The sequence below is a fragment of the Roseibium sp. QJM3NY_11 genome (assembly GCF_056173175.1).
Genome location: NZ_CM149660.1, coordinates 377,784 through 397,045 on the forward strand (window position 1 = coordinate 377,784; position 19,262 = coordinate 397,045).

The 19,262-nt window shown below is 61.4% G+C and carries 19 protein-coding genes; 13 read left to right on the forward strand and 6 right to left on the reverse strand.

Features of this window, described 5'->3' with window-relative positions:
* Positions 1-2: 2 nt before the first annotated feature.
* Positions 3-827 carry a ParA family protein gene (locus AC0VX3_RS01690; protein ID WP_342893357.1) on the forward strand — a complete coding sequence of 275 codons (825 nt, stop codon included), beginning with the start codon at positions 3-5 and terminating at the stop codon, positions 825-827.
* Positions 828-937: 110 nt separating this feature from the next.
* Positions 938-1,843: a ParB/RepB/Spo0J family partition protein gene (locus AC0VX3_RS01695; RefSeq protein ID WP_342893358.1), complete on the forward strand. Its 906-nt coding sequence runs from the start codon at positions 938-940 to the stop codon at positions 1,841-1,843.
* Between the two features lie 125 nt (positions 1,844-1,968).
* On the opposite strand, the gene holA is transcribed toward AC0VX3_RS01695, so the two are convergent.
* The 4 genes from holA to AC0VX3_RS01715 all read right to left on the reverse strand — a co-directional run bounded on the left by holA (position 1,969) and on the right by AC0VX3_RS01715 (position 7,110).
* Positions 1,969-3,009, reverse strand: a complete 1,041-nt coding sequence (gene holA / locus AC0VX3_RS01700) for a DNA polymerase III subunit delta (RefSeq protein ID WP_342893359.1) — start codon at positions 3,007-3,009, stop codon at positions 1,969-1,971.
* A gap of 23 nt (positions 3,010-3,032) precedes the next feature.
* Positions 3,033-3,608 (reverse strand): LPS assembly lipoprotein LptE, encoded by a 576-nt coding sequence (locus tag AC0VX3_RS01705; protein ID WP_475523274.1) that lies wholly within the window; start codon positions 3,606-3,608, stop codon positions 3,033-3,035.
* Positions 3,595-6,216 (reverse strand): leucine--tRNA ligase, encoded by a 2,622-nt coding sequence (gene leuS, locus AC0VX3_RS01710; protein WP_475523275.1) that lies wholly within the window; start codon positions 6,214-6,216, stop codon positions 3,595-3,597. Before leuS ends, AC0VX3_RS01705 begins: the two co-directional genes overlap by 14 nt.
* A gap of 153 nt (positions 6,217-6,369) precedes the next feature.
* Entirely contained in the window at positions 6,370-7,110 is a 741-nt protein-coding gene (locus AC0VX3_RS01715; protein ID WP_475523276.1) for a substrate-binding periplasmic protein, read from the reverse strand.
* Positions 7,111-7,325: 215 nt separating this feature from the next.
* Here AC0VX3_RS01715 and AC0VX3_RS01720 point away from each other — a divergent pair, with 215 nt between their 5' ends.
* The gene (locus AC0VX3_RS01720) at positions 7,326-7,997 is read left to right on the forward strand and encodes a YggS family pyridoxal phosphate-dependent enzyme (RefSeq protein WP_475523277.1); all 672 of its coding nucleotides are present in this window, start codon (positions 7,326-7,328) and stop codon (positions 7,995-7,997) included.
* Between the two features lie 656 nt (positions 7,998-8,653).
* Positions 8,654-8,884, forward strand: coding sequence for a PLC family EF-hand domain-containing protein (locus AC0VX3_RS01725; RefSeq protein WP_342893364.1), 231 nt, complete (start codon positions 8,654-8,656; stop codon positions 8,882-8,884).
* Positions 8,885-9,091: 207 nt separating this feature from the next.
* Here the strand turns inward: AC0VX3_RS01725 and AC0VX3_RS01730 are convergent, their stop codons facing one another.
* The gene (locus AC0VX3_RS01730; RefSeq protein WP_475523278.1) at positions 9,092-10,471 is read right to left on the reverse strand and encodes a TrkH family potassium uptake protein; all 1,380 of its coding nucleotides are present in this window, start codon (positions 10,469-10,471) and stop codon (positions 9,092-9,094) included.
* Positions 10,472-10,759: 288 nt separating this feature from the next.
* Here AC0VX3_RS01730 and AC0VX3_RS01735 point away from each other — a divergent pair, with 288 nt between their 5' ends.
* From AC0VX3_RS01735 to rimM, 8 genes are all read left to right on the forward strand, one after another.
* Positions 10,760-11,752 carry a TRAP transporter substrate-binding protein gene (locus tag AC0VX3_RS01735; protein WP_475523279.1) on the forward strand — a complete coding sequence of 331 codons (993 nt, stop codon included), beginning with the start codon at positions 10,760-10,762 and terminating at the stop codon, positions 11,750-11,752.
* Between the two features lie 114 nt (positions 11,753-11,866).
* Complete coding sequence (locus AC0VX3_RS01740; RefSeq protein WP_475523280.1) at positions 11,867-12,376, forward strand: TRAP transporter small permease; 510 nt, start codon at positions 11,867-11,869, stop codon at positions 12,374-12,376.
* The gene (locus tag AC0VX3_RS01745) at positions 12,373-13,644 is read left to right on the forward strand and encodes a TRAP transporter large permease (protein WP_475523281.1); all 1,272 of its coding nucleotides are present in this window, start codon (positions 12,373-12,375) and stop codon (positions 13,642-13,644) included. The genes AC0VX3_RS01740 and AC0VX3_RS01745 overlap by 4 nt, the downstream gene beginning before the upstream one ends.
* A 6-nt stretch (positions 13,645-13,650) precedes the next feature.
* A complete protein-coding gene (locus tag AC0VX3_RS01750) occupies positions 13,651-14,535 on the forward strand; it encodes an isocitrate lyase/PEP mutase family protein (RefSeq protein WP_475523282.1) in 885 nt (294 codons plus the stop codon).
* A gap of 306 nt (positions 14,536-14,841) precedes the next feature.
* The gene (gene ffh / locus AC0VX3_RS01755) at positions 14,842-16,377 is read left to right on the forward strand and encodes a signal recognition particle protein (protein WP_475523283.1); all 1,536 of its coding nucleotides are present in this window, start codon (positions 14,842-14,844) and stop codon (positions 16,375-16,377) included.
* Positions 16,374-16,697, forward strand: a complete 324-nt coding sequence (locus AC0VX3_RS01760; protein WP_342893371.1) for a chorismate mutase — start codon at positions 16,374-16,376, stop codon at positions 16,695-16,697. The genes ffh and AC0VX3_RS01760 overlap by 4 nt, the downstream gene beginning before the upstream one ends.
* Positions 16,698-16,715: 18 nt before the next feature.
* The gene (gene rpsP / locus AC0VX3_RS01765) at positions 16,716-17,117 is read left to right on the forward strand and encodes a 30S ribosomal protein S16 (RefSeq protein ID WP_342893372.1); all 402 of its coding nucleotides are present in this window, start codon (positions 16,716-16,718) and stop codon (positions 17,115-17,117) included.
* Positions 17,118-17,165: 48 nt separating this feature from the next.
* On the forward strand, positions 17,166-17,720 hold the full coding sequence (rimM, locus tag AC0VX3_RS01770; protein WP_475523284.1) for a ribosome maturation factor RimM: 555 nt from the start codon (positions 17,166-17,168) through the stop codon (positions 17,718-17,720).
* Here rimM and AC0VX3_RS01775 read toward each other — a convergent pair.
* On the reverse strand, positions 17,669-18,187 hold the full coding sequence (locus tag AC0VX3_RS01775; RefSeq protein ID WP_342893374.1) for a VanZ family protein: 519 nt from the start codon (positions 18,185-18,187) through the stop codon (positions 17,669-17,671). The two genes, rimM and AC0VX3_RS01775, sit on opposite strands and share 52 nt — an antisense overlap.
* A gap of 181 nt (positions 18,188-18,368) precedes the next feature.
* Between AC0VX3_RS01775 and trmD the strand changes: the two genes are divergently transcribed.
* A complete protein-coding gene (trmD, locus tag AC0VX3_RS01780) occupies positions 18,369-19,079 on the forward strand; it encodes a tRNA (guanosine(37)-N1)-methyltransferase TrmD (protein WP_475523285.1) in 711 nt (236 codons plus the stop codon).
* Positions 19,080-19,262 lie beyond the last annotated feature (183 nt).

Genomic DNA, 19,262 nt, shown 5'->3' on the forward strand with positions numbered 1-19,262 from the left:
CAATGAACATGCTTCCCGATATGCCGCGCGTGCTCTCGCTGGCAAATCAGAAAGGCGGGGTGGGCAAAACCACGACCGCCATCAATCTGGGCACAGCCCTGGCAGCGATCGGCGAAAAGGTTCTGGTGATCGATCTCGATCCCCAGGGGAACGCGTCGACCGGCCTCGGTATCGAGCATCGTGACCGCGATCTGTCGACCTACGAGGTTCTCAGCGGTGACTGTTCGCTGGCGGAGGCCGTCCGGGAAACATCAGTGCAGCGGCTCTGGGTTGCCCCGTCAACCATGGACCTGCTTGGCCTTGAGCTTGAAATCGCCTCGACGAGCGACCGGGCCTTCCGGCTGCGCAAGGCGATCGAGGGGCTGACACAGTCGCGGCTGTTCAAGGAGATCGGCTTCACGTATGTGCTGGTCGATTGCCCGCCGTCGCTGAACCTGCTGACCATCAACGCGCTGTCCGCGTCGCATTCCATCCTGGTGCCGTTGCAGTGCGAGTTCTTTGCCCTGGAAGGGCTGAGCCAGTTGCTCAGCACGGTGGAGCAGGTCAAGAACGCGCTCAATTCCGAACTCAGCATTCATGGCATCGTGCTGACCATGTATGACAGCCGAAACAACCTGTCCAGCCAGGTGGTCGCCGATGTGCGTGAGACCATGGGCGACGCGGTGTATGAAACCGTCATTCCGCGCAACGTGCGTATTTCGGAAGCGCCGTCCTACGGCAAACCGGCCTTGCTCTACGATCTGAAATGTTCCGGCAGCCAGGCCTATCTGCGGCTGGCCTCGGAAATCATTCAGCGTGAGCGCGCGTTACGCCACGTGGCGGCCTGACCTGCCGGAGACGGATTCGGATCCGAACTGAAAACTGTTGTCCGCGATGGCTGTCAAAGCCGACTGTCGCGGACTAATTTATTGAAAAGTCAGAAGAAATCAGGTGCGGTATGGCGGAAAAAGAGGTCAAAAACAAAAGATTGGGCCGTGGACTTGCGGCACTGATCGGAGATTCGGCTCAGGAAACCACCGCACCGCCGGAAAAGATCGTCCGGGATACGCGCAGGGTTCCGATCGAGCATCTTGAACCCAATCCGCGCAACCCGCGCAAGACCTTCACCGAGAAGGACCTTGGCGATCTGGCGGAATCCCTCAAGTCGAAGGGCATCGTCCAGCCCATTCTGGTCCGGCCGGCCGCCGGCAAGAGCGAGCGGTTTGAAATCATCGCAGGCGAACGGCGCTGGCGTGCGGCCCAGCGGGCCGGTCTTCACGAAGCCCCGATCATCATCCGGGACGTGACCGACCAGGAAGCGCTTGAACTTGCCATCATCGAGAACGTGCAGCGGGCGGATCTCAATCCGATCGAGGAGGCGATGGGCTACGAACAGCTCACCGCAGAGTTCAGCTACAGCCAGGGCGAGCTGGCAAAGGTGATCGGCAAGAGCCGCAGCCATGTCGCCAACACCATGCGGTTGCTCAAGCTGCCGAACTCGGTCAAGGATTACCTCGCGGAGGGCCTGCTGACGGCAGGGCATGCCCGTGCCCTGATCACGGTCGAGGATCCCGCGGCGCTGGCCGAGCTGATCGTCGAAAAAGGCCTGACGGTGCGGGATGCTGAAAAGATCTCCCAGGATCCGGATGCACTGGCCAAGCTCAAGGGAGAAAAGACCCCGGGCGCGAAGCCGCAAAAGGACGCCGATACCAAATCGCTGGAAAAACGCCTGACCGACACGCTCGGCCTCAAGGTGACGGTCGGTCACAAGCCGGGCAAGGAAACCGGCGATCTCAAGATCAAGTACACCTCGCTCGAGCAGCTCGACGAATTGTGCAAGAAACTGGGTGTCGAGACGCGGTAGTATTAGTCGACCGCCTCGGCACAAGTTGCTGTTATAAATGTAATTTCTTGAAAACTGATCGTCGTTTTGGGCTTGGTCCGAATGGCTTTGCCGCGGCCCTGCAAGGATTGGATGTCAGGACGGGTTCAGCGGCGCTGGTTGCGGGCGCGGGCGGCCCGGCCTAGGGTCAGCAGAGCTTCCGACAAGACCGGTACTCCGAGCGCGTCGTTCAGGCGCGAGACGCGGGTGGCTTCGCTCAGGATGGACATTGCCTTTTCCAGATCCTTCAACGCCCAGATCCGCAACTGCTGCGCGAATTTCGGCTTGCGGCTGAAGAAAACCGGCGGGCGCTGGCTGTCGATGACAGCCTGGGCGCTCTTGCCCTTGTCGACGTCATTGCGCATCCGGTGAAGCTGCTGGAAATGTTTCAGCGTCTGATTGGCGATCACCGATGCCTTCGAACCGGCATCGGCGAGCCGCTCCAGGCCGTGGTCCAGCGTGGCAAGGTCGCCGGTGGCCGCGGCATCGATCAGTTCGGACATCTCGAAAGCGGAGGCGTCGCCGATCACGGCGGTGATGTCCTCGCTTTCGATCTTTCCCTTGTTGAGCGCGTATAGACACAGCTTCTTGAGTTCACCCCGGCTGGCCATGCGGTCGCCGCCGAGCAGACTGTGCAGGGCCGCGCGCGCTTCGTGGGTGATTGTCAGGCCGGCGTCCCGCGTTTCCGCATCGATCAGCTGGTCGATACCGCGATCGTTGTCCGCGTAACAGGGCAGCGCAATCGCCCGCTTGTGTGGCTCGACCAGTTTTCTGAGACCCACGCCCTTCTTGATATCACCGGCTTCCAGGACAACGAGGGTCTGCCAGTCCTGTAGTTTCAGGACCGGATCGAGGGCCGGGGCGAGATTCTTGCCCGAGGCGTCCTTGACCCAGACGATCCGGCGGCCGCCGAACAGGGGGATGGTCAGCACTTCGTCGATCAGCCGGTCCGGATCCGAAGAGAGCTCCGAAGCGTCGATCTTGATCAGGTTGAACGGATCGCTTTCGCCTTCCGAGGCCTTGGAGACAAGCCGCGTGGCCCGCTCCGAGACAAGGCCGGTGTCGGGGCCGAACACCAGGACCACGCCACCGTCTTCCGGCGGATTGGCAACGAAGCGGTCAATCTCCGCTGCTTTGAGAACGGTCACGGCCCTGCGGCTCCCGGAAACGGTTACGACTGGCTGGCAAAATAGCCGGCAATGCGCGCGGCGATGTCGTCGGCAACAGCCTTGGCTACGCGTTCCTGGGCGTCGCGGTAAGCGCGCGTGTTGGCGAAGCGCTGGTTGGAGAAGTCATAGGACGCGGACTTGAAGGCACGCCCGGTCATGAGCGTTTCGCTGGTTGTCAGGTCGCTGAGGACGAAGGTGGAGTTCATGGTGGTGGTGTAGGCCGAGGGGACGTCGGAAAACTGCTCGACGCCGACTTCGGAGCTGCCCACGTCCATCAGAACCTTGAGGCGGTATTTCTTGGGGGCGGAGCCGGCGCCGCGCTCGAACCGGAAGGTCAGCTCGTTGTAGAGCACCCGGGCAGCGTCATCGTTGGCATACAGGCTGTTGATCGAATCGAGATCGATCGCGGCAAGTTCCGTTGCCACGGGAGACGGGGTTGCGCCGAGTTCACCGGTGCTGGTGCCGTAGAGCGGGCGGACCTGGCAGCCGCTGACCACAAGGGCGGCGGCGAAACCGCTGCAAACGGCAAGGCGCCGCAACGCGCTGCCGGTCTGGAAGAGTTTGTCAAACAACGACATTCACGATCCTTTGCGGTACCACGATGAGCTTTTTCGGCGCACTTCCGTCAAGCGCCTTCCTGACGAAGTCGAGTTCCAAGGTAGCCGCTTCGACCTCCTCTTTGGAAGCCTCTTTCGCAATGGTCAGCTCGCCGCGCCGTTTGCCGTTGACCTGAACCGGATAGACGATTGAATCGTCGGCCAGGAGATCCGGGTCGGCCTGCGGCCAGCTCGCCTCGGAAATCAGGTTGTCGTGGCCAAGCACCGACCAGCATTCCTCGGCCAGATGGGGCATCATCGGTGCCATCATCTGAACCAGAAAGTCGGCGGCTTCCCGCACCGCGTAGTCCGCGCCGGCATCGGCCATTCCGTCGTTGAAGACCTTGCTGGTTGCGTTGACCAACTCATAGAGACGGGCAACCGCACGGTTGAAGCCGAGGTTTTCCAGATCACTCGAGACAGCGTCCAGCGTCTTGTGGTTGGTCCGGCGCAGATCGAGCGCCTTGCCGGAAACTTCCGGTGGCCGGCCGCCACGGGGTTCTGTCTTTTCCGCTATGTCGCCGACAAGCCGCCACACGCGCTGCACAAAACGCCAGGCGCCCTGAACACCGTCCTCGGTCCAGATGACATCGCGCTCGGGCGGGCTGTCGGACAGCATGAACCAGCGGGCGGTGTCGGCGCCGTAAGTGTCGATGATATCGGTCGGGTCGACAGTGTTCTTCTTCGATTTCGACATCTTCTCGATGGCGCCGATGCTTACTTCATCGCCGGTTTCCAGAAGCACCGCCCGACGGGTGTTGTCGCCGTCCTCGATCCGGATTTCGGAAGGGGCCACCCAGCGGCCGTTCGCGCCGTCGCCGTCCCGATAGGTCTCGTGCGTGACCATTCCCTGCGTGAACAGTCCCTTGAAGGGTTCCTTCAGATCCAGGGCCCCGACCTTCTGCATGGCCCGGGTGAAGAAGCGGGAATACAACAGGTGCAGTATCGCGTGCTCGACGCCACCGATATACTGATCCACCGGCAGCCATCCGTTGGCGGCATCCCGGTCCGTCGGCTGGTCGCAGTCCGGCGCGGTGAAGCGGGCGAAATACCAGGAGCTGTCCACGAAGGTGTCCATGGTGTCGGTTTCGCGCCGGGCCGGCTTGCCGCAGGACGGGCAGGACGTCTCGCGCCAGGTCGGATGCCGGTCGAGCGGATTGCCCGGCTTGTCGAAATCGATGTCGTCCGGCAATTGCACCGGCAGGTTGCCGTCCTTTTCCGGAACGACGCCGCACGCGGCGCAGTGAACGACCGGGATCGGGCAGCCCCAGTAGCGCTGGCGCGAAATGCCCCAGTCGCGCAGGCGGTAATTCACCTGGCGTTCCGCCTGGGGGGCACCGTCGAGCTTGACGGATTCCAGTTTCTTCGACACCGCTTGCTTGGCATCGGAAATGGAGAGGCCGTCCAGGAAACCTGAATTGAAGATGGTACCGTCGTCCGTGAAGGCTTCGCTGCCGACATCGAAGGACTGCGGGTCGACGTCCTTCGGCAGGACGACCGGCTTCACCGGCAGACCGTATTTGCGGGCGAAGTCCAGGTCGCGCTGGTCGTGCGCCGGGCAGGCGAAGATCGCGCCGGTGCCGTAATCCATCAGGATGAAGTTGGCGACATAGACCGGCAGTTCCAGGCTGGCGTCCAGGGGATGCTGGACGCGCAAGCCGGTGTCGATGCCCTTTTTCTCTGCCTTTTCAATGGCTTCCTCGGACGTCCCGACGCGCTGGCACTCCTCTATGAAGCCTTTCAGTTCCGGATTGCTTTCGGCGAGCTTGGCCGAAATCGGATGATCCGGCGACAGGCCCATGAAGGATGCTCCGAACAACGTGTCGGGCCGCGTGGTGAAGATCTCCAGTGTCCGGTCGCCGGTCGGCGCGGGCTCCGTGAACTCGAAGCGCACACGCAGACCCTCGGACTTGCCGATCCAGTTCTTCTGCATCAGCCGCACCTTGTCCGGCCAGCGGTCCAGGGTGTCGATCGCTTCCAGGAGATCTTCCGAATAATCCGAGATCCTGAAGAACCACTGTGTCAGTTCGCGCTGCTCGACCAGGGCGCCGGAGCGCCAGCCGCGGCCGTCGATGACCTGCTCATTGGCGAGAACCGTCATGTCGACCGGATCCCAGTTGACCTTGGCGTTCTTGCGGTAGACGAGGCCGGCCTCGAGGAATTTCAGGAACAGGCGTTGCTGCTGGGTGTAATATCCGACATCACAGGTTGCGAACTCCCGGCTCCAGTCCAGCGACAGTCCCATGATCTTGAGCTGCTCGCGCATGGTGGCGATGTTGTCGTAGGTCCAGTCCTTGGGGTGAACCTTGTTCTGCATCGCGGCGTTCTCGGCCGGCATGCCGAAGGCGTCCCATCCCATCGGATGGAGCACGTTGAACCCCTTGGCGCGCTTGAACCGGGCAACCACATCCCCCATGGCGTAGTTGCGCACGTGGCCCATGTGAATGCGGCCGGACGGGTAGGGAAACATTTCAAGGACATAGTATTTGTCGCGGGGGTCGTCGTTGTGCGTTACGAAGACATCCTTGTCGTTCCAGATTTTCTGCCAGCGCGCTTCCACTTCGCGCGCGTTGTACCGTTCCGTTGCCATCAAATGTGCCGTTTGTTCTTGCCGCCGGATCCGGCGGATTTCCTTGAATGTCTGACTGCCGGACTGTCACCAGAAATCGTGTCCGCGGTCAACATGCGAGAGGCGAATGTTGGTGCTGCTGCCTGTTTATGTCGCAATGCCGTACTCGTAAAGCTATCGGATCGTGGATCCGGCGGAAGAAACAGGTTCCGGTTCAGCAAAAGCGTCCCAGATGTCCTTCATCCGGGCTCCCGCCGGGTGGGCCTTGCTGAAAAGGATATACAGCGGAAAGATGCGGATCGGCTCCGACATCGCGATGCGGTCCGCCTTGTCTTGCAGCACGGCGCGGCTGTGTGTCAGGCCGACGCGGTCGATTTCAACATAAAGATCCGCCCGTCCGAGCGCGAGCATGTTCCATGCCTGTTCTTCCTGTGGCACAGCCTGAAAGATAACACCGGCCTTTTCCATAGGCGCCTGGTACCAGTAGCCGGGAATACCGACGACCGTCAGTCCGCGCGCCTCGATTTCCTTAAAGGACAGGTCTTGAAGGCCGTCCGGAAACCGGTCCTTGCGGTAAAAATAGACGTATCTGGCCAGATCTATGGGCGTTTCCGGATAGATGAAATCTTCTGTTCTTTCCTTCTCGTGGATCCAGGAAAACGTGGCCGGCAGGCTGCCGTACCGGGTCATTTCAAAAGACCGGAGCCATGGGAAAAACTCGAATTCGACGTCATGTCCGGCAGCACGGAATGTCTCGGCGACTTTTTGGGCGTGCAGTCCAAAGCCGGGTGCGTCGTGTGACGTGAAGGGCGGCCAGTCGCCAATCGCGAAGGTGAAGGTTTCCGGCTTCGCGACCGTGCTCTGGAGAACGAGTGCGAGGAACACTGCAAATGCACGAAATCCACCCGAGGTCATTCGCAATTCCGGGAAAGAAACTGGTCCATGGTTGCGGATCGTGGGCAAAAGAAATGAACAAATGCGTAAGACCCTTCCGCGAAGGGGCTTATAATCAAGAAGGGTTTGAACGGATTTTCATGAATCTGCTAATAGGTGACGGGATGGATACCCGCGTCACGTCAATGAGCCGGTACCGTCCCCGGTTCAATCCCGCCGTCCAACTGGAGCATTTCATGGTGTCTGCAACCGAACGTCTGGAAGAGGTTAAGGCCGATATCCGCAGCTCCGAGACCGTGCATGGCCGTAAAGAGGGCTCTGTTACCCTGATTGCGGTATCGAAGACCTATGACGCGGATGTCATCCGTCCGGTTCTGGCGGCAGGACAGCGCATGTTCGGTGAAAACCGGGTCCAGGAAGCAATGGGCAAATGGCCGGCTTTGCGCGAGGAATTTGACGGGATCGAACTGCATCTGATCGGGCCGCTGCAATCGAACAAGGCGAAAGAAGCCGTGGCGACCTTCGATGTCATTCACACCGTTGACCGGCCGAAAATCGCCGGCGCGCTCAAGGCGGAAATGGACCGGCAGGGAAGGGATCTGCCCTGTTTCATTCAGGTCAACACAGGCGAAGAGGCTCAAAAGGCCGGCATTGCCCCCAGGGACGTCGATGCCTTCGTCAAGGACTGCCGGGAAGACGTCGGGCTGAATATCGTCGGCCTGATGTGCATTCCTCCGGTCGAGGAAGCTCCGGGCGAGCATTTTGCGCTTCTGGAAAAGATCGCCGGACGCAACGGCCTCACCCAGCTGTCGATGGGCATGTCCGCCGACTATGCGATCGCGGTCGGCTTCGGGGCGACGCACGTGCGGGTCGGCTCGGCGATCTTTGGCGCGCGGGACTACGGCTGAGAAGCGGTTTGTACCGTTTCCAAACCGTCGTGGGCTTGTGCCGGGGCCTCGAAGAAGATCCCGGATCGTGCCCGCAGGTGCCAACTTGAAGGCTGTTAGGGCAGGCCACTCCCCCGCCGTCACCCCGGACGGAGCGCAAGCGCAGATCCGGGGTGACATCAAAGGGAACCCAATACGCCTGAACTCCAGGACCAACCGCTCTTTCAGCGACGCTCACGTCAGCGCCTGCAGACACAAGGCCGGGACGGCGCTGAATGTTGCCGCGAGTGATCTGCCAGATCCGCCCGCCCGGAACCGCGAAAGCGGGTGCAACAGGTGCGCCGCAGACTGCAAATCTCCAGAAAAATCATTCATAACAATAGCTTGATGGATTTACAGTGTTCTTCCTTCCCGCCGCAGTCCCGCCTGAAACCATTGATGTTGACGGGAATTTGTTCTGCCTGTGACGGATCGTCATACCCGGACACAACAATGCCGCGAAGGTTTCAAGGAGACGCCTTTTGGCTGTCGCGATCGGCCCGCACTGTCCGTCCTGTTCCGGTTCGGCGGGTCGCAGGGACCTTTCGGACGGACGGAACAGCGGGACCGTCCACGGCTGCAGAAAAGCGGCCGGGTGGGGACGGCCCGGCCATGACCAAACCACTGGAGGTCACATCATGTCCAAACGTCTTACCGTTGCTCTTCTCATCGGTGCGTTCACCGCGTCGTCCGCAGCCCTTGCTCAGGGCATGTCGTTTCAGGCGGTCGACAGCGACCAGGACGGTTACGTGAGCTTTGAGGAAATCTCGGCCGCTGTTCCGACCATGTCGGAAGACCTGTTCCAGGCAGCGGATTCCAACCAGGACAGTCTGCTCGACCCGGAAGAATTCGCAACCGTCCTGCCGTAAGGCGAGCTCCGGGCGATCATCCCCCCGTAGGCTGCAACTTCGACGAATGACCGGTTTCATCCGATCGGTCCATCGTTGGCTGCGCAGTTCGATCGCCTGAGAAAGACCACCGCCGGACGGTCACGCCGGCGGTGGTTTTCCGTGTCCGTCTCACTTTCGCAAACCTTCAAGTGCAGCCAGATGCATTGCCATCTTGTGAGGTTGGGTTCAGTCGCACCAGAAATCCGGGGTCAGAAGCAGGATTCCTCCGAGGATCTCGAGACGGCCGAGTATCATTTCAACGGCCAGGGACCACTTGGCTGCGTCAGGAAGAGATTGAAACGTTCCTGAAGGCCCGATGATGTTGCCGACACCGGGCCCGACATTGGCCAGCGCCGTGCCGGACGCGCTCAGCGCGGTTTCCAGATCGAATCCCAGCATCATGTAGATGAGGGAAAACCCCGCGAACGATCCCGTATAGAGCACCGCGAACACCAGAACGCCTTCCAGCACGTTGTCCGACACCGCCTGGCCCTGATACCGGGGAACCGCGATGCGGTGCGGGCGGATCATGCGGCGCAGGAGCGCGTGGATATAGGCGGTCAGGATCGCGATGCGGAACATCTTGAAACCGCCGGCCGTCGAGCCACTGCAGCCGCCGAAAAACGTCAGCACGAAGAAAATAACAATGACCGCCGGTCCAAACTGCAGATAGTCGTTCGCCGCGTAACCGGTGGTCGTGATGATGGAGACCACGTTGAAGACCGCCAGCGTGAACATGTGAAACGGTGTGTCGTGAACAATGTACCGTTCGAAGAAAAAGACCCCGAAAGAAGCCGAAGTCACGAATGCCAGCAGAAGCACGACCTGGATATCCGGTGTGAACCGCCGGCGCTCAAGGCTTCTGATGAGGTATAAAAACGGCAGGCTGGAGAGCAGCATGAACACGGTGGCGACCCAATAGACCGCAGTTCCCTGAAACTGGCCGAAAGACTGGTCCGAGGTTGAGAAGCCGCCGGTGGATACCGTGGTCATGGTATGGACGACGGCGTTAAAAAAGCTCATGCCGCAGATCAGGTAAAGGATCATGCAGCTCAGTGTCAGCCCTCCGTAAAGGAACAGCAGCCGGTAGACGAAGGGCGTTATGCGGCCATAGGGCCGCGTGGTCTTTTCCGACGATTCCAGCGCGAAAAGCTGGCTGCCGCCCACCCTCAGAGCTGGCAGAAGCCATATGCCGAGAACGATGACACCGATGCCGCCGATCCACTGCAACAGCGCGCGCCAGAGCAGAATGCCGGGAGGAAAGCTGTCCAGTCCGGTCAGTACGGTGGATCCGGTGGTGGTCAGGCCCGAGGCGGCTTCGAAAAAGGCATCGGTAAAACCGAGCCCGAGATTGCCGGAATAAAACGGTATCGCACCGGCGATGGAAAACGCGAACCAGGCTGCGGTCACGAACACGATCGCCTCGCGGAATCCGGAGGGCGGTTTTTCGCCCCTGAATGCCAGTGCAATCAGGCCGCCCGTAGTTCCCAGCACCAGCCCCGATACCAGAAAGACCTGCCAGTCCGCGTGCCCGGCAACGGCATCGGCCATCGCGGGGAGGGTCATCAACAGGGAAATCAGGATGAGCAAACGACCGATTGGTAAGGCTATGGCTCGAAAATTCATTGACCGTGCATCCGGGAAGGACGGCTGTCAGGACGGCAGTCGGCTTTGTTTGAAGAAGTTCTTATCCGCCCGCGCCGTGCAAAATGCAAGGAACGGGTTCCTGAAACGGGAACAGGCATCACCGGTTGCAAGGGCTTTCAGGCGTATTGACCCTGAAATGCGCTTTTGCAAGAGTGCCTTCCGGACCCTTTCGTTTTGAAGCGAAAGGCTCTTTTTGGGAGGAATAAAATGAATGCATTTTCCTGGGCGCTGGGCGCCGCAGTGGCGCTTGGCCTGTCTGCCGGTTCGGCGCAGGCTGCCGACACGACCTTGCGTATATCGCTGCAACTGCCGCTGACGAGCCATCTGGGTCAGAACCTTCAGCTCTTCAAGGAAGAGGTGGAGAAGACCTCGAACGGTGACATCGCTGTCGAAATCTACGATTCCGCGCAGCTTTACAAGGACAAGGAAGTCCCGGCAGCGGTCGGCTCAGGCGCCATCGAGATGGGCGTCGCATCACTGACGCGCTACGTCGGTGACGTGTCCGCGGTCGATATCTTCTATCAGCCGTTCCTTTTCGACACGGAAGCAAAGGTCCGCGCGGCCGTCGCGCCCGGGTCGCCGGTGCGTGGCCCGCTTGACGACGCCATCTCGGAAACCGGATCCACGGTGTTGTGGTGGCAGGCCTACGGCGGGGCGATCATGCTCTCCAAGGACGGTCCGGTGAAAACACCGGCCGAGATGAAGGGCAAGAAAGTCCGGGTTTTCGGCAAGACGCTCGGCGATTTTGTCACGGCCGCCGAAGGCGCACCGACGCTGATCTCCGGCTCCGAACAGTATCTGGCCTATCAGCGCGGTACGGTGGATATCGGCATGACGGGCGTGTCCGGTGTCAAATCCCGCAAGCTGTGGGAGGTGATGGACACGATCACCGTGACCAATCATGCCGACATCGAGTTCATCGTCGTGGTGAACACGGATTTCTGGAACGGGCTGCCGGAAGACCACAGGGCGCTCATCCAGGCCGCGGCGCTGAAGGCGGAAGCGGATGTGCGGGACCGGATGTCCGAGATCGAGGCCGCAGCCTATGCGCAGGCCGAGGAAAACGGCATGACCATCTATACCCCCACGGCGTCGGAACTCGAAGCCTGGAAGGCGGTGAGCCAGCCGGTCTACGATGCTTATGTCGAAAAATCCGGGGACCTTGGCAAGACCGTCATGGATGCAGCGAAAGCTCTCTGACGCGGACTTGACCCGTTGGGCGGCGGCCGGAAAACATCCGGCCGCCGCCGAAATCCTATGTTCTTTCTCTTTTGAACCCTCCGGTGGCTACAGGTCCCGGTGCCGGGGAATTCCATGAAAACCTTTTCACATCTCCTGAAGGCGCTGGCCTGGATCGCGGCGCTGCTGTTTTTTGTCGCCGGGGGCATGCTGACCTACGAGGTCGCGGCGCGCTACCTGTTCGTGGCGCCGACAATCTGGGCGGCGGAACTGTCCCAGCTCTGCCTCATCTGGGGCACCATGATCGCCATGCCCTGGCTGCTTCAGGCCAACCGCCATATCGCCGTCGATGTGGTGACCGACAGGCTGGGCCCCGCGGGGCGGACTGTCTGCCGGTTGCTGGCAATGACCGCGGTTGCGCTTTTCAGCGCCGTCGTAGCCTGGAAGGGCGGCGGCATCTTCCTTGAGTCCTTCGAGCGCGGCCGGACCACCGGCTCGATGCTGGACATGCCGATCTGGGTTTCCGAACTGGCGATCCCGGTCGGCTTTTCACTGGTGTTCCTGCAGGCGCTGATCGAACTCGCGCGAACGCAGGGTGGTGGTGGCGGCCCGGAAGACAGCCGGGACGGCGAGGTATCCGCATGACGGTCGTGCTCATCCTGATAGCTTTGTTCTCGCTGCTGCTGATCCGGGTGCCGGTGGCTTTCGCGCTGGGCGGGCTTGGCCTGGCGCTGCTGATGCTGGGCGGATTTTCGCCGTTGATGGCGCCCCAGGCGATCCTGTCGACCCTCGACGGCTTCATCCTGCTGGCCGTGCCGCTGTTCCTGCTGATGTCGAACATCCTGCTGAAAGGGGGCGTCGGCAGGGATCTGTTCGCGGCCGTCCACGCCTGGGTTGGCCACTGGCCGGGCGGCCTCGCGGTTGCCACCATCATTTCCTGTGGCATCTTTGCCGCGATTTCCGGGTCTTCCGTCGCCACCGCCGCGACCATCGGCACCGTCGCAATACCGGAAATGATCGGGCGCGGATATCAACGTCGGTTCGTCTACGGGCTGCTGGCCGCCGGCGGAACGCTCGGCATCCTGATCCCGCCGTCCATCCCGATGATCGTCTATGCCTTCGTCACCGAACAGTCGGTGCTGGACCTGTTTCTCGCCGGCATCGGGCCGGGACTTCTGCTGGTGGTGCTGTTCATCGCCTTTTCGATGATTTATGCGCGCTGGTTCGGCGGGTTCACGCCGGAGCCGCCGACGGAATGGCCCGAACGGGTCCGGGCAACGCTCCGGGCGTTGCCGGCGGTCCTGCTGGCCGCCTATGTCATCGGGGTGATCTATACCGGCGCGGCGACACCGACCGAGGCAGCCGCGCTTGGTCTTGCCGGCGCGCTTGCGATCACGCTGGCGATGCGCCGGTTGAGCTGGACAGGATTCCGTGAGGCGATCTTCGAGAGCATGGCGACGACGGTGGCCATTCTCCTGATCGTTGCCGGTGCCAAGGTCTTCGGCAAGGCGATCACGCTCTATCGGATTCCGCAGGAGATATCGGTCTTCATCGGCCAGAACATCGATACGCAGCTTGGCTTCATCCTGGTGGTTGCGGTCGTGCTCCTGATCATGGGGCTGGTGTTCGAGGCGCTGTCCATGGTCCTGATCATGACGCCGGTGCTGTTGCCCGCCGCGCTGCTGCTCGGCTTCGACCCGATCTGGTTCGGCGTCTTCATGGTGGTGATGGTGGAATGTGCCCTGATCACACCGCCGGTTGGGCTCAATCTCTATGTCATCCAGTCGGTTGCCAAGGCCAGTCTCACGGATGTGTCGCGCGGCGTTCTGCCGTTCCTTCTGCTGTTGCTGTTCTCCGCTGCGATCCTTTATGTATGGACCGATCTGGCGCTCTACATTCCCTTCAAACTCTGAGGTTTCATGACCATGCCGTCTCCGGCCGAAACGCTTCGTGCCCTGCTGGCGCAGGACACGCTCCATGTCATGCCCTGCTGCTATGACGCGCTGTCGGCAAAGCTGATCGAACAGGCGGGGTTCGATCTGACCTTCATGTCCGGGTTCGCCGCCTCCGCGTCGCGGATCGGTCAGCCGGACCTCGGGCTGATGTCCTATGGCGAGGTGCTCGATCAGGCCCGGAATATCACGGATGCGGTCCGGATTCCGTTGCTGGCCGACGGCGATACGGGGTACGGCAATGCCATGAATGTGCGCAGGACGGTCACCGGAATGGCCAAGGCCGGTGCGGCGGCGGTGATGATCGAGGATCAGGTCGCGCCTAAACGCTGCGGTCATACGCCGGGCAAGGCGGTGGTGACGCGCGAAGAGGCCTTCGACCGGATCCGAGCGGCGCAGGATGCCAGGGAGGCGGGTGCCGACATCCTGATCCTGGCGCGCACCGATGCCCGCCATGACCACGGACTCGGCGAGGCGATCGTGCGGGCGGCGAAGTTCAAGGAACTGGGGGCCGATATCCTGTTTGTCGAGGCGCCCAAGACCGTTGCCGAGATGGCGGAAGTCTGCCGGGAACTGCCGGGTCCGAAGATGGCCAATATCGTCGAAGGCGGCGAGACACCGGACCTGTCGCACCGGGAGCTTCAGGACATCGGCTATGCGATTGCCGCCTATCCGCTGACCCTGATGGCCAGCGCCATGAAGGCGATGATGGCCACACTCGCGCAACTGAAGACGGACCAGGACCGCACGCCCGACCTGATGGACTTCAGGGAATTGCGCGACAGGATCGGTTTCAACGACTACTACCGGATCTCGGCGACCTACGAAACGTCGCGGCGGGATGCCGAATAGTCCGGTTGGTTTGTTTCGAACGGTGGAGGGCACGGCGAATGCCGTTCCGTGACAACGGGGCGTCTTCCTTGACTCTCTGACCGCTTTCAGGCATAGACCGCGAACTCCATATGAGTGAGCAACAATTCGACCCGCCGACCGGGACCCGTCAAGGTCTAAAGAGTTCCCGGAGGTCACCACCCGACAGCGCGATGCGCCCTCGGGTGTCAAACTGCTTTGCGCAGTTCGATCCGGTTGGAATCGAGGCAGGGCTGCCCATATGGTTCGGGAGATTTCCCGAAACCGACGATGTTCAAGGACCCTTTGATGTTTGAAAGCCTGTCCGATCGACTAAGCGGCATTTTCGACAAGCTCACCGGCCGCGGTGCGCTGTCGGAAAACAACGTCAACGAGGCGATGCGCGAAATTCGCCGCGCGCTGATCGAGGCTGATGTCGCGCTGCCGATCGTACGGTCCTTCACCGACAAGGTCCGCAACCGGGCTGTCGGCGCGGAAGTCGTCAAATCGGTGACGCCGGGCCAGATGGTCGTGAAGATCGTTCACGATCAGCTTGTCGAGATGCTCGGCGAAGAGGCCCAGCCGATCGACCTGAACGCACCGGCGCCCGTGGCGATCATGATGGTCGGCCTGCAGGGCTCGGGCAAGACGACGACGACCGCCAAGGTCGCGCGGCGCCTGACCCGGCGCGACAAGCGCAAGGTGCTGATGGCGTCACTGGACACCCGCCGTCCGGCGGCCCAGGAACAGCTCAGGGTTCTGGGCGAACAGAACGAAGTCGACACCCTGCCGATCGTCGAGGGTCAGGGCCCTGTCGAGATCGCAAAGCGTGCCATGTCCGCCGCCAAGCTGGGCGGCTATGACGTGGTCATGCTGGACACCGCCGGCCGGATCCATATCGACGAGCCGCTGATGGTGGAAATGGCGGATATCAAATCCGCCGCGCAGCCCCATGAAATTCTGCTGGTGGCCGATTCCCTGACCGGTCAGGACGCCGTGAATCTGGCGCGGAACTTCGACGAGCGTGTCGGCATCACCGGCATCGCGCTGACCCGCATGGACGGTGACGGCCGCGGCGGTGCGGCGCTGTCCATGCAGGCGGTCACCGGCAAGCCGGTCAAGCTGATCGGGACGGGCGAAAAAGCCGATGCGCTGGAGGATTTCCATCCCAAGCGGATCGCCGACCGCATTCTGGGCATGGGCGACATCGTCTCGCTGGTGGAAAAGGCCGCCGAGGCCATCGACGCGGAAAAAGCCGCCCAGATGGCGAAAAGGATGCAGAAGGGTCACTTCGACCTGGACGATCTGGCCGAACAGCTGAAACAGATGGAAAAACTGGGCGGCATGTCCGGCATGATGGGCATGCTGCCGGGCGTTGGCAAGATGAAGAAGCAGATCGAGGCGTCCAACATCGACGACAAGATGTTCAAGCGTCAGGTCGCCATCATCCAGTCGATGACGCCGACCGAACGCCGCAAGCCCGACCTTCTCAAGGCCAGCCGCAAGAAGCGCATCGCCGCCGGATCCGGCGTGCAGGTGGCCGAAGTGAACAAGCTTCTGAAAATGCACCGCCAGATGGCGGACATGATGAAGAAAATGGGCAAGGGCAAGGGCATGCTCGGCAAGCTGATGGGCGGCATGGGCGGCGGCATGCCCGATGTCGATCCCAAGCAGCTTGAAGAAATGGCCAAATCCGGCCAACTGCCCGGTGGCATGGAGCTGCCCAAGGGTCTGCCAGGCGGGCTGGGCGGCGCCGGGCTGCCACCTGGAATGCCGGGTCTGCCCGGCCTCGGGGGGCCGAAACTTCCGGGTCTGCCGGGCATGGGAAAAGGCAAGAAACGATGAGCGAAGCGGAAACCCGTCTGGGCCAGAGTGCGGCGCTTGCCGAATTGAAAGCCCTGCGGTCGTCCATCGACAACATCGATGCGGCGCTGATCCACATGCTCGCCGAACGGTTCAGGTGCACTCAGAAAGTGGGTGTCCTGAAAGCCAACAACGACCTGCCGCCGGCCGACCCGGCGCGCGAGAAAATTCAGATCGAGCGGCTGAGGCAACTTGCCGGCGACGCCAATCTCGATCCTGACTTTGCCGAGAAGTTTCTGAACTTCATTGTTCACGAAGTGATCCGGCACCATGAAGCCATTGCCGCAGAAGCCGGCAACTGAAAAAACTGGAGAAATATCATGGCTACGAAAATTCGCCTGGCACGCGGCGGTTCCAAGAAACGCCCGTATTACCGCATCGTCATTGCCGACATCCGCTCCCCGCGCGATGGCCGCTTCATTGAAAAGGTCGGTTCCTACGACCCGATGCTGCCGAAGGATTCCGAAGACCGCGTGCAGTTGAATGTCGAGCGCATTCAGTACTGGCTCGACACCGGTGCCCAGCCGACCGACCGCGTTCACCGTTTCCTGGATGCCGCCGGCCTGAAGAAGCGCGACGCGCGCAACAACCCGAAAAAGGCCGAGCCGGGCGCGAAGGCCAAGGAACGCCTGGAAGCAAAGCGGATCGCTGAAGAAGAAGCGGCTGCCGCCGCCGCCGCTCCGGCTGAAGAGGCTGCTTCCGAAGAAGCTGCCGCCGAATAAGTCCGATGACAGCCGCCGCGCCGGAATTGAGCCAGGGAGCCTTTTGAGATGACGTCTTCAGACGATCGGAAGGTGCTGATGGCCAGGATCGGTGCGGCGCACGGCATTCGCGGGGAAGTGCGGGTCAAGGCTTTCGGCAGCGACCCGCTTTCCTTTGCCGACTATGGCACCCTTGTCACCAAGGACGGCTCCCGGTCGTTCGAAGTGGAAAAGGCACGGGTGCAGAAGACGGTTGTGATCACCCGGTTCAAGGGTCTCACGGACCGGAACCAGGCCGAGGAACTGAACGGGGTTGAACTCTATATCAGCCGCGACCAGCTGCCCGAGCCTGAAGAAGACGAATTCTACTATTCGGATCTGACCGGCCTTGCCGTCATCGATCAGGGCGGCGAAACGCTCGGCAAGATCGCGGCGGTGCAGGATTTCGGCGCCGGCGACCTGCTTGAGGTCCGGCCGCAGCGCGGCAACACCTTCTATATCCCGTTCACGAAGGACTTTGTGCCGGAGATCAGCCTGGCTGAAGGACAGGTGCGGGTGGACCTGCCCGAGGACTATTTTTCCGAAGGAGCGCCGGAACCGTCCGAGGGTGCGCCCGAGCGGTAACGGGTACGGACCGGTTCCAGACCCATCCGGCCCAGATTGAAATCTTCCTGTTCGTCCTTGACCGCCTGGCGGGTTTCGGAGCGGATCAGGGCGATCAGGGCCACGATCATCGAGACGCCGATGCCGTTGGCAACCGCGTCGGAAAGAGACATTTCGTGGTGGGGCAGGAAGCCCTGCAGCACCTCGCCACCCAGCCCCATGCCGAAAGCGACGACCGCGGAAATCCGCAGACGGCAGCAGAAGAGGGCGTGGATGGACAGGGTCAGAAGGGCGAAAAAGCCGATATGGATGACCTTGTCATAGGGGTGGCCGACACCGGTGTTGAAGACCAGGCCGACGAGAACGCCAAAGGTCATCAGACAGATCAGCGGCAGAACGCGGCTGATCGAAACATCGAGATAGTGCCGGTCGACACGTGCCTGGATGAACGCGGGAAGTTTGAAACGGTAGACTGGAAACCTTGGCACGGTGAAAGACCCGATTGAATCGCTCTTGTCAGGGTAGGCACCGGGCCTTAATCAGAACTTTCTTTCCGATGATCCGGGTGTTGATATCGCCGGATTTCGGAGAATGCAGTAAACGGCTCCTTAACCGGGGGCGGGTTTTCGGACACGGATCAACGGCCAATCGGGAAAACGGGCAGCGGTCATGGCTTTCAAGGCAACAATCCTGACGCTCTATCCGGACATGTTTCCGGGGCCTCTGGGTCACAGCCTGTCCGGACGGGCGCTGGACAAGGGCCTGTGGCAGCTCGAGACCAGCCAGATCCGCGATTTTGCCACGGACAAGCACCGCTCCGTCGACGACACGCCTGCGGGCGGCGGCGCCGGCATGGTGCTCAGGGCCGATATTCTGGCCAGGGCCGTCGATGCGGCCGCGCAGCAGGACGATACGCGTCCGAAGCTGCTGATGAGCCCGCGCGGTCTGCCGTTTACCCAGGACCGCGCCCATGAGCTGGCCGAGGGACCCGGAGCCGTCATCGTCTGCGGCCGCTTCGAGGGGGTTGACCAGCGAGTGATCGAGGCCCGCGGCCTGGAGGAAGTCTCCATCGGCGACTACATCCTGTCCGGCGGGGAAATCGGCGCGATGACGCTGCTGGATGCGGTCATACGGCTCATTCCCGGGGTCATGGGCAACATGGAAAGCGCGGATACGGAAAGTTTCGAGACGGGTCTTCTGGAGCACCCGCATTATACCCGCCCAGCCGCGTTCGAGGGGGCGGTCATTCCCCAGGTGCTGACCTCCGGCAACCACCGCAAGATCCACGAGTGGCGCATGGCGGAAGCCGAACGCCTGACCCGTGAACGCCGCCCGGATCTCTGGGATGCCTATATGGCGGATGAAGACGACGTGGATTGACGAATCCGCATGACATGGGGGGTGTTTTCCTGTATACGCCCGCCGAAGCCGGGTGATCGTGTGTCTTGATTTTGAAGGCATGCCTTGTGGACGGGTCTGGAAAGACCTGAAATCTGCGGCCATCCGGCGGACAAAGAAACATGGCCCAGAGCTGGTGAATTCGTTCCCGGTCCATTCGGAGAA